Origin of the sequence: Blautia sp. CAG:257 (assembly GCF_000433815.1) — a bacterium.
GTDB classification, from domain to species: Bacteria; Bacillota; Clostridia; order Lachnospirales; family Lachnospiraceae; genus Blautia_A; species Blautia_A caecimuris.
The window spans coordinates 105,083-117,831 of the sequence record NZ_HF999031.1 but is presented as its reverse complement, the minus strand read 5'-3'; the positions used below and the strand labels follow the sequence as shown (position 1 = coordinate 117,831).

Sequence of the window (12,749 nt, the reverse complement as noted above, 5' to 3'; positions counted from 1 at the left end):
GATTGTAATAATTGAACTTGTTGTATTACTCATAAGCGATACACTCCCTTCTGCGAACATGTTTCTGACATATATTATACATGTTTTCCAGGGAAATGCCAACTATTTTCTTAATTTTTCTAATAACTTCAGAAAATAGTCTGGCAAAGGTGCGGTAAATTCCATATATTCACCGGTTACCGGATGAACAAAGCCGAGAACCATAGCGTGAAGTGTCTGCCCCTGAAGGTGAAAAGGATTTTTGGATGAACCGTATACCGTATCTCCAAGAAGCGGATGCCCGATGCTTGTCATATGTACACGGATCTGGTGCGTTCTTCCTGTTTCCAGCCTGCATTCAATGTAGGTATACTGTCCGAACCGCTCCAGAACCTTATAGTGTGTCACAGCAGGTTTTCCGTTTTTGCTGTTGATGGCCATTTTTTTGCGGTCAGTAGGATGACGTCCGATAGGGCCCTCCACAGTTCCCTCATCATCTTTCAGATTTCCGGCCACAATGGCCCGATAACGTCTTTTAATAGAATGTTCTTTCAGCTGCTCTGCAAGATCTCTGTGCACAGAATCCTCTTTACAGATCAGAAGAGCCCCTGTCGTGTCTTTGTCGATCCTGTGAACAATTCCGGGACGCAGAACCCCGTTGATGCCGGAAAGCCGGTCTCCGCAGTGAGCCATCACTGCATTTACCAGAGTTCCCTCTGTGTGGCCTGCAGCGGGATGAACTACCATGCCCTTTGGCTTATTTACCACAAGAAGGTAATCATCCTCGTACAGAATATCAAGCGGAATTGCTTCCGGTTTAATATCCAGAGGCTCCATATCAGGAATTTCCAGGCATATTTCTGTTTCCGGCTGGATTTTGTAATTGGCTTTTACCGGCTTTCCATTAACAAAAATAGCCTGTTCCTTCAGAAGCTTCTGAAGATAGGAACGTGAAAATTCCGGGCATTTTTCTGCCAGATAACGGTCAATACGGACAGAAGTTTCCTCCTGCCCGGTTGTAAAATTTAAAGTCTTCATGAATTATCCCTTTTTCGTTTTATAAAATCAAAATCCTCATCTCTGTAGCAGAATCCCGCCAGAATAACGAAAGCGATTCCTCCGCACACAACAAAAATATCTGCCACATTAAAAACCGGAAAGTCAATCAGGGAAACATAAATAAAGTCAATGACATATCCGTAAAGTAGACGGTCAATAAAATTTCCCAGCGCGCCGGAGGCCAGAACAGCTCCTGTTATCAGAAGAGGCAGGTAATATTTATTTTTCGGTATACGCGCATACAGATACAAAAGCACTGCGAAAAAGGCCATACACAAAATAAGAAAAAGTACCTGTCTGCCCTGAAACATCCCAAAAGCCATGCCCCGGTTTTCCAGATAAGACAGTTCCAGAACTCCGGGAATCAGTGAAATGCCCTGATTTCCCTTTAAATGGATTTCTGCCAGGTGTTTTGTCCACTGGTCAAGAACTGTAAGCAGAATAATAGAAAGGCACCACCAGAAGCCGCAGAGGGCTCCTGGAAAGGTACTTGTATTTCGCTCCTGTTTTTGAGTCATTGTAAAATCTCCTGAATACCCTTAAGAATCTCCTGGTCTGAAAGAGTTTTATCTATAAAGCTGTTGCCGATTCCTTTCATAAGGATAAATTTAATATGACCCTGTTCCATTTTTTTGTCATTTCTGGTTGCTTCCAGGATCTTTTCCGGATCCAGCCCCTGTACGGAAACCGGAAGCCCGAAATCCCTGCATCCGCAAAGAATCTCCTGGTATTCCTTTTCTGATAGTAGTCCTCTGTTCCGGGATATTGCAGCTGCGGCTATGGTTCCCACTGCCACACACTGTCCGTGAAGAAGCTGAAAATCCATAAGCTTTTCTACGGCGTGTCCTATGGTATGTCCAAGATTCAGAAGCGCTCTTTCTCCCTGCTCTTTCGGATCCCGCTCTACAACACCGGCCTTGATCTCACAGCATCTGCGGATCACAGAAGCAAGAACCTGACTGTCAAGCCCCCGGATCTGCTTTTTCTGCCTGCATACAGAACGAAACAGTTCACTGTCGCAGATCAGACCTGTTTTCAGAACCTCTCCCATTCCACAGATAAACTCTGTTTCAGGAAGGGTGTTCAGAGTATTCATATTCATATATACAAGCCGGGGCTGATGAAAAGCTCCTACCATATTTTTGTACTGCTGGAAGTCCACCCCTGTTTTTCCGCCTACGCTGCTGTCTACCTGCGCCAACAGCGTCGTGGGGATCTGTATGAAATCAATGCCGCGAAGATAGGTGGCAGCGGCAAAACCGGTAAGATCTCCGGTTACTCCGCCTCCCAGGGCAATCAGAAAGCCGGTACGGTCAATTTTATTTTCGATCAGTGTGCGGTACAGGTTCTGGACGGTATCAAGATTTTTATTTGGTTCTCCTGCCTCAAAGACAAAAACATCCACAGATTCTTCCACAGACTCCAGTATTTTTTTTACCTTATCTCCATATAGGGGGAATACATTGGAATCTGATACAATACAAACCCTTCTGCCCACCAGGTTTTCTTTTTTCAGTCCGCTGCACAGCTCTGCAAAGTCTTCTTCAAAATAAATAGGATAATAAAATTCTCCCTCACGGCGAACGTTTAAGATATTGTGTTCCATGCTCGAACACCTCCTGTTCTTTTATACATACTTCAAAAGACTGACCCCTGTCCGGCCTTTTTTGGTTTTTCCGGAAATTTTTTCAAAAATAAACCGACCTTTTCCCCTGACAGAAATAATATCTCCTTCTTTTGGTTCATATCCATTGGAAGTAATCAGCTTTCCGTTTACAAAAACCTGACCGCCCTCGATATAAGAAACCATGCTGCTTCTGGATGCCTGAAAGGCAATGGCAATAAGAGCATCCAGACGCACAGACGTACAGGTTCCGGAAACTGCAGCAAAGCCGGGACTGGGAAGCTCCTCCGGGTTTTCTACCTTTGATACAGTTACAGTTGTATGACGGACCCTGCAGAGATTTTTCATAATAAAATCCGCGATCTTGTTATGGCAGAACACCCAGGCCCCATGTTCTTTTACAAGAATATCTCCGATCACAGAGCGTTCCACTCCCAGACCAAGAATGGTTCCAAGATAATCTCTATGTGTAAGCGCCTCCGAAAATTTCACTGCCTTCGGTTCAATTTTCAGACAGCAGATCGGATATTCCCAGTAGAATCCCAGATCTGTAGGATAAAAGGCTATCATCTGACGCTCCGCCCCGTCATATCCGCCCTGACTCTCCATAACAATCCCCGGAAAACGCGCTGCCTGGCCTGTTACCAGATTTTGTTCGTTTAAATTAAGAAAATCCGAAAAGGTGACAATATCTCTCTGATAAGAGAGATTTGCCAGTTCCCGGATTCTCTTAATGAAAAAATCGTCTTTTTCCATCGTATATTAATATCCTGCTCTTACTGACGGAACAGATCCTCCCAGAATATTCTGGAGATCACCGGTAATGTCAACATTGGATGGTCCCAGTACAAAGATATAGCTGGATACCTTCTGAAGACTTCCGCCCAGAGAATAACATGCGCCTGAAGTAAAATCAATGATCCGCTGCGCCAGCTCCACATCAATCCCCTCAAGATTCAGAATGACAGTAGAATTGTCAACCAGTGTGTCAGCGATCTCACGGGTATCCTCCATGGATGTCGGCTTGATCACACAGACTTCCATATTCACAGACTGAGAGCTTCTGCGGCTGCTTCTCATAGGAGTGATCTTACTGGATGAAGTACGGATCGGCTTTTCCTGTTTTACAGGAGTAACTCTGGAAACAGAAGAAGCAGATTTCGGACTGAATTTCTGAACAGGTTCTTCCTCCTCTTCATCGTCCAGTTCATCATACTCGTCGTAATCATCCTCTTTTTTCTTTCCGAATTTCTGGAAAAATTTCTTTACCGGCTTTTCTTCCTCGTCATCATCCAGAAAATCATCATCGGATTCATCCAGGATATCATCATCCAGAAAATCGTCCTCATCGTAATCGTCATTCAGTTTCACTGCATCTAAAAGCTTATCTAAAACGCTCATTTTAATCTCCAATCTTATTCTTTGTTTCGCTATCGCACGTAATTTCTTTCTCCGAAAATCCCCGTGCCCACACGAACCATTGTTGCGCCCTCCTGGACAGCCACCTGATAGTCTCCGGTCATCCCCATACTCAAAACGCTCATACTAACATTATTAATGTTTTTTGCCTCAATGTCAACACTTAATTTTTTTAATTGTCGGAAAAAATCACGGTTATCCTCTGCATTTTCCACATAAGGAGCAATGGTCATAAGCCCCTGTACCTTTATATGAGGAAAATCTGCAATAGTTTCAATAAGGGGAAGAACCTCGTCCATTTTCAGTCCGAATTTACTTTCTTCCTGAGCAACATTCACTTCCAGAAGAACAGGAACGCAGACATTATGCTTTGCTGCCTCCTGCTCAATAGTCTGCGCAAGGCGCAGAGAATCCACAGAATGGATCATGGAAACCTTATCAACAATGTATTTGACCTTATTTCTCTGCAGGTGACCGATCATGTGCCACTGAATATCCTCAGGAAGCTGCGGATGCTTGTCCATGATCTCCTGTACCTTATTTTCACCAAAGCATCTGGCGCCTGCATCATAGGCTTCCTTCAGCATGGATACCGGCTTTGTTTTGCTTACAGCGATCAAAGTAACCTCTTTCGGGTCACGCCCTGCCATTCTGCATGCCTCGTCAATGTTTTTTCTTACCTGTTCCAGATTTTCTGTTATCATAAATTCCTGCCTCCAGACTAATATAAAATCTCTTCTTCATTTACTTTGTCTGCATTACGTACAATGTGATCGTACCGTGAGAGTCCATAAGAAGTATTTTTGGATACAATAGCGTATTCTTCATTCTGGTCAAGAACCTCTATCCTGCGGAAAACAGCATATCCCTGATTGGTACAGTAAACGCCTTCCAGAACTCCTACGTCTTTGATTACATACCGGCTCTGATCCTCCTGGCAGACGACCACATCGCCTTCTTTGAATTTCTTTTTATCTACATAATAAATGTAGTCCGGTTCCTTTCCTTCTTCTGTTTCAGTACTCTCGTCCTCGATCTGTGCATAAATATCAGCCGCAACAAAAGCAGAAGTGCTATTTCCATTTTTGTCCGCACCCTCCACCATAAATCCAGTCTGCTGAGTTTCTTTATCCGTTGTGGCATATTTGGACGGAATGGTATAAAATTCCTTGGTCACAATGGAAGACAGAGGAATCTTCAGCCCGGTAACAGTGTTGGTCACAAGCTCAATCTCTACAAAACGGTCAGAAGCATAGCGGATCAGTCCTTTGTTAAAATCAATCTGACCATATTTCTGGCCGTCGATCTCTATAATAGAAAAATCTCCGTTCTGAGTTTTATCGTCTTTCAAAAATTTCACCCGGACAGCCGTTCTGTCAGCAAGCTTTGCCTCCTGTTTTTCACTGAGAGGGATCAGCAGACTCCAGCGTTCATCAGTGATAAGAGTATAAACAGGATCTCCCGCTTTTATGGAACCGCCTGTTTTCAGATCAGTTTCGTGGTAAGCATTCTGATCAAAATCCACTGCGGATAAAGTGGATACGCTTTTATTTTCATAGCCGTCCATGGAATAGAGAACGATTCCGTCACTGTCTGCTTTTGTAACCGCCTGACCTCCCAGAGATACCGCGCCTCCTTCGGAGGTTCCTGCATACTGAAGGATATTTCCCTCCAGAGTATATTTAAAGCTGTACGTATTATTAAATTTGCTTGGATTAAAGCCCTTGGAAAAACTCATCATATCATTGCGGATGCTGGTCAGTTCTTCAGGAGTCAGCTCGGCGCTGTTTTCTGTTGCCTTAGAGCTGCTGATCCCGTAAACAGGTCCATTGGCATTGATCTTATTGCCCTCTCTCGCATAATAGGTGATAAATCCGTCAGAATCTGCTTTATAAATGGACTCTTCACGTATGGCGAGCCCTGTGTATGTTTCATTTCGGGAAAGAGGTCCGGAAATGACCTGATAGGATTCTACTGTATCAGATGCCAGATATACGATCATACTGAATATCATATAAAGCAGCAGCACCCCAAAAATAATGGTTCCGATATTCAGGCCGAAAATATTTTTTATTTTTGAAAGAAGCCCCGGGCTTCTTGGTGATTTATTGTGATCAGGCAAAAAAATGCCTCCTTTAAATAACTTTTTTCAGATATACGAACCCATTGTAACATTTTAAGCCCTGTCTGACAAGAAAAAGAGACAGTTTTTTCTCTGTGGTCCATAAACCAGAATATAAATTTTTTGCATTTTGCGAACATATTTTCCGAATATTTGTTTGCTATCCAGAAAAAAGTATGGTATAATAGCGGAAACGGAATGAAGCGGAAATTTTGGAGGTAAAAATATGGCATACGGCAGAATCAGTAAAAAACAGCAGGAAATACTGGATTATATTAAAAATGAGATTCTGAACAGAGGATTTCCTCCGGCAGTACGTGAGATCTGCGAGGCAGTCCATCTGAAATCTACATCCTCTGTTCATTCTCATCTGGAAGCCCTGGAAAAGAACGGTTATATCCGCAGAGACGCAACAAAGCCAAGAGCGATTGAGATCCTTGACGATCAGTTTAATCTTGTGCGCAGAGAGGTTGTAAATGTTCCTTTAATCGGAACCGTAGCCGCAGGGCAGCCTATTTTTGCAGTGGAAAACATTGAGGGATACTTCCCTGTGCCGGCAGAGTTTATGCCAAATGCCCAGAGCTTTCTTCTGAAAGTAAAGGGAGACAGTATGATCAATGCAGGGATTTTTGACGGCGACCAGGTTCTGGTAAAACAGCAGTCCTCTGCTGAAAACGGAGATATGGTAGTGGCTCTTGTGGAGGATGCAGCCACAGTCAAAACCTTTTATAAAGAAGACGGCTACTATCGTCTTCAGCCGGAAAATGATGAGATGGACCCGATTCTCGTTCATGGAAATCTTCAGATCCTTGGCAAAGTATTTGGCGTATTTCGTTTTTATAATTAATCAGATCAGACAGAAAAGGATCCCCGGATGCTGTGGATGAAAAACAACAGCTTCCGGGGATCCGTCTTTCTTATCAGAAAATATTTTTACAAACCGCAGGATTCTCAAAAATCTCCTCCTGCTGAATATTTCCGCCTTTAAGTTTACATAATGTTTTTACTGTAAACTTGTATCTGATAAGCAATCTTATGCAGACTGTCTTATTCAGCCAGAAATTCTTCCATTTCCAGAACCTTTCCATCACGCCAGATTCTTTCCAGGTCATAGAAGAGACGGTTCTCCTCATCAAATACATGAATGATCAGATCGCCGTAATCCATAAGGATCCAGCTTGAATTTCTGGTACCTTCAATCTGTTTTGGCTCATATCCTGCTTTTGTAAGCATCTCTTCTACATTGTCAACCATAGCCTGAACCTGATTCTGGTTGCTTCCGCTGGCAATTACAAAATAATCTGCCAGAACAGAAACCTCATGAATATCAATTACTTTTACATCCATGGCTTTTTTGTCATCAAGAGCTCTTAAAGCAATCTTTGTCATTTCCTTTTCTCTGTTCATAGATCAAAGCCCCTTTCCGGCAGGAGAATCAGCTTCCCTGCCTTTTTGTATGTAAATCTTTGTAGTAAGCAAACGCATCTTCTGTTGCAGAATCAATTTCCCCCGGAGTCTCCTCCAGATAATCCAGGGTATCTTTCAGGATCACATACATGCACTCATCCAGATCCTGAAAGGCAATTTTTCGGATCTCAGGAAGATTCTGCGCCCTGTCCCTGCCCGGCTCAATATAATCTGCAATATAAACAATCTTTTCCAGAAGACTCATATCCGGCTTTCCTGTTGTATGGAAAGCAATGGCAGAAAGAATTTCTTTTTTTCTGATCCCATATTTATCCTTTGCCACAAAAGCGCCCAGCTTTGCATGGAGAAGAAAGGGATGTTCCTTTTCAAATTCTGTTACCGGAATCTTGTTTTCCCCGCACATTTTCAGTTTCTTTTTGTTGGGAATACATTTGGCGCAGTCATGAAGAAGTCCTGCCAGCTGCGCATCCGCTATGGGGCAGTCATGAGCCATTGCCAGAGCTGCACAGGTATACATAACGCCAAGGGTATGATGAAACCTGTTCTCATCCAGATATTTTGAAAGTTTTTTCTGTATTTTAATAAAATCGTATTCAGCCATTGTATTCAGGTTCTCCTTCCGGCGCAAGATAAATATGATGTTCACGGATATAAGAAACCACCGGATCCGGAACATAATAGCGAAGACTTTTTCCTTCCTGGATCCACTGCCGGATCAGCTGACTGGAAATATCAATATTCAGCGTATCCAGCCGGATAAAGCATCCCCCGTACTGATGAGAAAGATATGTCATCTCCTGATCCAGACTGAGAGTGGGAACATGGTTTCTGGCAGCGACCACAATGGTACAGGCCCGGCAGATCCGGGCAGGCTCCTTCCAGGTGGCAAAATCATAAAGTGAGTCTGCTCCGATAATAAAATAATAATCTGTGTCCGGATTTTCCTGTTTCAGCCGCTCCAGAGTACGATAGGTATAAGTATACCCGTCTTCGTTCATTTCTATCAGTGAAAGTTCAAAATGAGGATTTCCCTCAATGGCTTTCTGCACCATGGAAATCCTCTCTTCATTGCTTGCTCTGCCCTGACGGTTTCTTTTGTGCGGAGGGTTTCCGCTTGGCATGAACCATACACGGTCAAGACTCAGCTGCTCATATGCTTTTTCTCCGAGAATCAGATGGCCTACGTGAACAGGATCAAAGGTTCCTCCCATGATTCCTATTTTTTTTCGATGTGAAGCCATATTCATTCCTCCTGTATTATGGCAGAATGATTTTTTTCTTGTCTTTTTTTCCTTCCCGGTAAAGTACGATCTTACGTCCGATCACCTGGACAACCTGGGAATGTGTTCTTTCTGCAAGAACCTCCGCCATCTGGCGGGGATCATCCAGACAGTTCTGAAGAACGCTGATCTTGATCAGCTCCCTGGCTGCCAGCGCCTCATCCACAGAAGCTGTATTCTCCGGTGTGACACTTCCCTTGCCAAGCTGAAGGACCGGATCCATTTTCATTGCCAGGCTTTTCAGATAAGCTCTCTGTTTACTTGTCATAACTGTAACCAGCCTTTCTAAAATATCACTTATTTATAATAATCAAAGTCAAATCCGTACATGCGCACGGTATCGCCTTCTTCTATGCCAGCATTTTCCAGTTCATCAAGGATACCTCCATCCTTAAGGAAACGCTGGAAGAAGGCAAAGCCTTTTTCAGAATCCAGATTGGTATAACCCAGCATTTTTTCAATCTTCGGTCCTTCCACAACAAAGACATGAGGATCATCCTCCGCCTTTGTGACAGTATAAGGAAGATTTTCTGTAATAAGAACATCCTCCGGGAAGAATTCCTGTTCAAATACAATACGCTCCGCAGGGCTCTCATCAAGGAGCTGCCGGATACCGAAAAGCAGTTCACGGATTCCCTGACCTGTTGCCGCAGAAACAGGATATACCTTAATTCCCTTTGGCTCAAATTCAGCTCTCAGGCGATCCACCGGATTTTCCTCACCGTCCTCAAAGATACAGTCGATCTTGTTGGCAGCGATCAGCTGAGGTCTTGCTGCGATTTCCGGATTATAAGCTTCCAGCTCCTTGTTGATCTTATAAATATCATCCACCGGATCACGGCCTTCTGTAGAAGCCGCATCTACAATGTGAACCAGGACCCTGGTTCTCTCAATGTGGCGGAGAAATTCATGACCAAGGCCTACGCCCTCAGACGCGCCCTCGATCAGTCCGGGAATATCTGCAATTACAAATCCGCCGTTCTCTGTATCCACAACGCCCAGGTTAGGGCTTAATGTTGTAAAATGATAATTGGCAATCTTTGGCTGGGCATTGGTAACTCTGGAAAGGAAAGTAGATTTTCCAACATTTGGGAAGCCAACCAGCCCCACATCTGCGATCACCTTCAGTTCCAGAAGAACCTCAAGTTCCTGAGCAGGCTGTCCCGGCTGGGCATATTTCGGCACCTGCATGGTGGCAGTTGCATAATGCTGATTGCCTTTTCCGCCTCTTCCGCCCTTTAACACAACCTGTCTTTTATTATCACCGGACATGTCGGCAATGACCTTGCGGGATTCTGCTTCCATAATAACCGTTCCTTCCGGAACCTTAAGAACAATATCCCTGCCATCTCCGCCGTGGCAGCGTCTTTTGCCGCCTTCTTCTCCGTCCTCTGCTTTAAATTTTCTTTTATGCCTGTAATCTCCCAGAGTGTTCTGTCCCTCGTCCACTTCAAAGATAACGTCTCCGCCTCTTCCGCCGTCCCCGCCATCCGGACCGCCGTTGGGTACGTACAGCTCTCTGCGGAAGCTTACATGGCCGTCTCCGCCCTTACCAGAACGGATAATGATTTTTGCTCTGTCTGCAAACATAAAGTCGCTCCTTATACTGTAAACAAAAGGCTTCAAACCATGAACGATTTGAAGCCCTTACGCCAAACTGATTATTCTGCCTCTACCGGAACGATAGAAACCTGTTTCTTATCGCGTCCTTTTCTGGTGAATCTTACAACACCATCTGTCAGTGCAAATAATGTATAGTCTTTACCGCAGCCTACGTTCACGCCTGGGTGAATCTTAGTTCCACGCTGTCTGTAAAGGATGTTGCCAGCTTTTACAAACTGTCCGTCTGCTCTTTTGGCACCAAGTCTCTTGGACTCAGAATCACGGCCGTTCTTTGTAGAACCAACACCTTTTTTATGTGCGAATAACTGAAGGTTCATTTTCATCATGTCGTTACACCTCCCTGACTTTTACTTTTAAATAACGTTTTGAATAGCTATGCTCAATTTCTGTCAGTCCGAGAACAAGGGAATCCATAAGGAGTGTCCCTCCCTCTGATACAGGCTCTGTAAAAACAAAAGAAACGTAACCGTCCTTTTCTTTTACGGAAATCTGATCATGAGTCAGAGTTTCAAGAGAATTTACGGTATTGATCACCAGAACGGAAACCGCAGCACAGATAATGTCCTGACCTTCCTCGGCGTAACCGGCATGTCCCTTTGATGTAAACTCTGTATAGGAATTGTTCTTCTTCGTGACTGTCACTGTAATCATACAAACACCAGATTAAGCGTTGATCTTTTCGATTTTCACTTTAGTGAACTGCTGTCTGTGACCGTTTTTCTTGTGATATCCAGTTTTTCTCTTGTACTTGTAAACGATGACTTTTTTAGCCTTTCCGTTCTCAACTACAGAAGCGGTAACACTGGCATCTTTTACGTCTTCTCCAACTTTTAATCCGTCATTGCTGACTGCGATCACGTTATCGAAAGTTACGGTTTCACCAGCTTCAACACCGAGTTTTTCAACTCTGATTACGTCGCCCTCGGCAACTTTGTACTGTTTACCACCTGTTGCAATAATTGCGTACATCTGTGGCACCTCCTGTAAAATTTACTCGCCAAATATGGTGGGCGGGCATAAAACCCGCCGCTTCAACCTCTTTGTGCGGCATCCTTTGTATGATAGCACGGTTATTTTCATTCGTCAAGATATGTAATGAAATTTTTTTAATTTTTTAGGCAATAAGCTTATTTTATTTTCCCAGGCGTCTGCGGCGGAGTTCTGTTTTACTGTTTATAAAAAAGTCCTTAGCAACATCTGATGTTATAAATATTGAAAAAACCCAGTTTCTAATCAATTCAATAAAAAAGTCCTTTTTATTCAGCATGATCATATTGATTCCTGACTCTATATATAAGCGGCATCTTTCCGCAAAGGAAAGTCCCTGGGGAACCATATAAAACTGATTCATTACCACTCCCTGTTCCAAAACAGAACCAAAAACCATTCCGATCAAAACACAAAGCATCGTCATGACAACTACAAGGAAGGCTCTTTTCTTTCCGGGAACATCTTTTGATATATCATATCCTTTTTTTATCAGACGGCCTGCAAAAAAAATTGCCAGCAGCCCAAAGAGAGCATTTATCGCAAATGCAGCTGCCAGGATAACAGCTCCCAAAATACAACCGCCCAGTGCTCCCAGCCACCCGGGAAAATATCTTTCTCCGCCCCACGGCTCTTCTGGCTCGATATACTTCTGACCAATGTACTTCTGCGCCGGTTCCTGTTCTTCAGCAACTCTCTTTACTTTTAATTCCTCTTCAAACTCGTCCAGTTCTTTTTTTATTTCCTGTTCCAAAGCAAGAGCACAATGTTCATGTGTATAAACGCATACCTGAGTAAGCCCGTCTTCTATAAAGGACCAGACACCCTGTCCATACATGGGAAGTCCGCATTTTGGACAGATATCTGCGTCAGGAAGCTTATATTGATCTAAAATATGAATTACTCGTTTTAGATGATTCCGAAACTGGCGCATAGTACCCGGACCTTTTCTGAAAGATGCAATCAGATATATAAGTTCCGCATGGGTACCATCCTTCAGCCGGTCGCTTCTGTAATCTGCTTTTTCCAGATCCTTTTCCAGCTCTTTACATAGCTCATCATCCAACTTTGCAGAAATACAAAAGGTTTTGTGATTAAAACCCTCCCACATACTGACTGCGTATCCTTTGCAGATACCGCAGGCAATGCCGTCACGGATCTCCAGTCCCAGCTCCCGGGCCAGTTTTTTTAAAGCAGGGCCTGAATGCATAATTCTTTCCCCCTCCTC

The 12,749-nt window shown here is 43.7% G+C and carries 17 protein-coding genes; 1 reads left to right on the top strand and 16 read right to left on the bottom strand.

All coding sequences use genetic code 11. From position 1 onward, the window contains the following. Positions 1 to 102: 102 nt before the first annotated feature. The 7 genes from QVP40_RS05380 to QVP40_RS05350 are packed head-to-tail and all read right to left on the bottom strand — an operon-like array spanning position 103 to position 6,203. A complete protein-coding gene (locus tag QVP40_RS05380) occupies positions 103 to 1,017 on the bottom strand; it encodes an RluA family pseudouridine synthase (protein ID WP_022067465.1) in 915 nt (304 codons plus the stop codon). Further along, positions 1,014 to 1,556, bottom strand: a complete 543-nt coding sequence (gene lspA / locus QVP40_RS05375) for a signal peptidase II (protein WP_022067464.1) — start codon at positions 1,554 to 1,556, stop codon at positions 1,014 to 1,016. The genes QVP40_RS05380 and lspA overlap by 4 nt, the downstream gene beginning before the upstream one ends. Then, positions 1,553 to 2,644 (bottom strand): 3-dehydroquinate synthase, encoded by a 1,092-nt coding sequence (gene aroB / locus QVP40_RS05370; RefSeq protein WP_022067463.1) that lies wholly within the window; start codon positions 2,642 to 2,644, stop codon positions 1,553 to 1,555. The genes lspA and aroB overlap by 4 nt, the downstream gene beginning before the upstream one ends. A gap of 21 nt (positions 2,645 to 2,665) precedes the next feature. Beyond that, positions 2,666 to 3,418 (bottom strand): YlmH family RNA-binding protein, encoded by a 753-nt coding sequence (locus QVP40_RS05365; RefSeq protein ID WP_022067462.1) that lies wholly within the window; start codon positions 3,416 to 3,418, stop codon positions 2,666 to 2,668. 6 nt (positions 3,419 to 3,424) lie between these two features. Next, positions 3,425 to 4,063, bottom strand: a complete 639-nt coding sequence (locus tag QVP40_RS05360) for a cell division protein SepF (protein ID WP_022067461.1) — start codon at positions 4,061 to 4,063, stop codon at positions 3,425 to 3,427. Positions 4,064 to 4,092: 29 nt separating this feature from the next. Continuing rightward, positions 4,093 to 4,785 carry a YggS family pyridoxal phosphate-dependent enzyme gene (locus QVP40_RS05355; protein WP_022067460.1) on the bottom strand — a complete coding sequence of 231 codons (693 nt, stop codon included), beginning with the start codon at positions 4,783 to 4,785 and terminating at the stop codon, positions 4,093 to 4,095. A gap of 17 nt (positions 4,786 to 4,802) precedes the next feature. After that, complete coding sequence (locus QVP40_RS05350; protein WP_022067459.1) at positions 4,803 to 6,203, bottom strand: HlyD family efflux transporter periplasmic adaptor subunit; 1,401 nt, start codon at positions 6,201 to 6,203, stop codon at positions 4,803 to 4,805. A 226-nt stretch (positions 6,204 to 6,429) separates the two neighbouring features. Here QVP40_RS05350 and lexA point away from each other — a divergent pair, with 226 nt between their 5' ends. Next, positions 6,430 to 7,050: a transcriptional repressor LexA gene (gene lexA / locus QVP40_RS05345; protein ID WP_022067458.1), complete on the top strand. Its 621-nt coding sequence runs from the start codon at positions 6,430 to 6,432 to the stop codon at positions 7,048 to 7,050. Positions 7,051 to 7,250: 200 nt separating this feature from the next. On the opposite strand, the gene rsfS is transcribed toward lexA, so the two are convergent. The 9 genes from rsfS to QVP40_RS05300 form a co-directional block, all read right to left on the bottom strand. Next, on the bottom strand, positions 7,251 to 7,610 hold the full coding sequence (rsfS, locus tag QVP40_RS05340; RefSeq protein ID WP_022067457.1) for a ribosome silencing factor: 360 nt from the start codon (positions 7,608 to 7,610) through the stop codon (positions 7,251 to 7,253). A gap of 28 nt (positions 7,611 to 7,638) precedes the next feature. Next, positions 7,639 to 8,232 carry a bis(5'-nucleosyl)-tetraphosphatase (symmetrical) YqeK gene (gene yqeK, locus QVP40_RS05335; RefSeq protein ID WP_022067456.1) on the bottom strand — a complete coding sequence of 198 codons (594 nt, stop codon included), beginning with the start codon at positions 8,230 to 8,232 and terminating at the stop codon, positions 7,639 to 7,641. Continuing rightward, positions 8,225 to 8,872: a nicotinate-nucleotide adenylyltransferase gene (gene nadD / locus QVP40_RS05330; RefSeq protein WP_022067455.1), complete on the bottom strand. Its 648-nt coding sequence runs from the start codon at positions 8,870 to 8,872 to the stop codon at positions 8,225 to 8,227. Before nadD ends, yqeK begins: the two co-directional genes overlap by 8 nt. Before the next feature lie 16 nt (positions 8,873 to 8,888). Then, positions 8,889 to 9,179: a ribosome assembly RNA-binding protein YhbY gene (gene yhbY, locus QVP40_RS05325; RefSeq protein ID WP_022067454.1), complete on the bottom strand. Its 291-nt coding sequence runs from the start codon at positions 9,177 to 9,179 to the stop codon at positions 8,889 to 8,891. Between the two features lie 29 nt (positions 9,180 to 9,208). After that, on the bottom strand, positions 9,209 to 10,501 hold the full coding sequence (obgE, locus tag QVP40_RS05320; protein ID WP_022067453.1) for a GTPase ObgE: 1,293 nt from the start codon (positions 10,499 to 10,501) through the stop codon (positions 9,209 to 9,211). A 71-nt stretch (positions 10,502 to 10,572) separates the two neighbouring features. Then, complete coding sequence (gene rpmA, locus QVP40_RS05315) at positions 10,573 to 10,860, bottom strand: 50S ribosomal protein L27 (protein ID WP_022067452.1); 288 nt, start codon at positions 10,858 to 10,860, stop codon at positions 10,573 to 10,575. A 4-nt stretch (positions 10,861 to 10,864) separates the two neighbouring features. Further along, entirely contained in the window at positions 10,865 to 11,185 is a 321-nt protein-coding gene (locus QVP40_RS05310) for a ribosomal-processing cysteine protease Prp (RefSeq protein WP_022067451.1), read from the bottom strand. Positions 11,186 to 11,197: 12 nt separating this feature from the next. Continuing rightward, entirely contained in the window at positions 11,198 to 11,503 is a 306-nt protein-coding gene (gene rplU, locus QVP40_RS05305; RefSeq protein WP_022067450.1) for a 50S ribosomal protein L21, read from the bottom strand. 163 nt (positions 11,504 to 11,666) lie between these two features. Further along, the gene (locus QVP40_RS05300) at positions 11,667 to 12,731 is read right to left on the bottom strand and encodes a hypothetical protein (protein WP_022067449.1); all 1,065 of its coding nucleotides are present in this window, start codon (positions 12,729 to 12,731) and stop codon (positions 11,667 to 11,669) included. Positions 12,732 to 12,749: the final 18 nt, after the last annotated feature.

Bases quoted from the DNA above. Each gene is read 5' to 3' on its own strand.
- QVP40_RS05380 (WP_022067465.1), bottom strand. From the start codon at position 1,017: ATGAAGACTTTAAATTTTACAACCGGGCAGGAGGAAACTTCTGTCCGT.
- lspA (WP_022067464.1), bottom strand. From the start codon at position 1,556: ATGACTCAAAAACAGGAGCGAAATACAAGTACCTTTCCAGGAGCCCTC.
- aroB (WP_022067463.1), bottom strand. From the start codon at position 2,644: ATGGAACACAATATCTTAAACGTTCGCCGTGAGGGAGAATTTTATTAT.
- QVP40_RS05365 (WP_022067462.1), bottom strand. From the start codon at position 3,418: ATGGAAAAAGACGATTTTTTCATTAAGAGAATCCGGGAACTGGCAAAT.
- QVP40_RS05360 (WP_022067461.1), bottom strand. From the start codon at position 4,063: ATGAGCGTTTTAGATAAGCTTTTAGATGCAGTGAAACTGAATGACGAT.
- QVP40_RS05355 (WP_022067460.1), bottom strand. From the start codon at position 4,785: ATGATAACAGAAAATCTGGAACAGGTAAGAAAAAACATTGACGAGGCA.
- lexA (WP_022067458.1), top strand. From the start codon at position 6,430: ATGGCATACGGCAGAATCAGTAAAAAACAGCAGGAAATACTGGATTAT.
- rsfS (WP_022067457.1), bottom strand. From the start codon at position 7,610: ATGAACAGAGAAAAGGAAATGACAAAGATTGCTTTAAGAGCTCTTGAT.
- yqeK (WP_022067456.1), bottom strand. From the start codon at position 8,232: ATGGCTGAATACGATTTTATTAAAATACAGAAAAAACTTTCAAAATAT.
- nadD (WP_022067455.1), bottom strand. From the start codon at position 8,872: ATGGCTTCACATCGAAAAAAAATAGGAATCATGGGAGGAACCTTTGAT.
- yhbY (WP_022067454.1), bottom strand. From the start codon at position 9,179: ATGACAAGTAAACAGAGAGCTTATCTGAAAAGCCTGGCAATGAAAATG.
- obgE (WP_022067453.1), bottom strand. From the start codon at position 10,501: ATGTTTGCAGACAGAGCAAAAATCATTATCCGTTCTGGTAAGGGCGGA.
- rpmA (WP_022067452.1), bottom strand. From the start codon at position 10,860: ATGATGAAAATGAACCTTCAGTTATTCGCACATAAAAAAGGTGTTGGT.
- QVP40_RS05310 (WP_022067451.1), bottom strand. From the start codon at position 11,185: ATGATTACAGTGACAGTCACGAAGAAGAACAATTCCTATACAGAGTTT.
- rplU (WP_022067450.1), bottom strand. From the start codon at position 11,503: ATGTACGCAATTATTGCAACAGGTGGTAAACAGTACAAAGTTGCCGAG.
- QVP40_RS05300 (WP_022067449.1), bottom strand. From the start codon at position 12,731: ATGCATTCAGGCCCTGCTTTAAAAAAACTGGCCCGGGAGCTGGGACTG.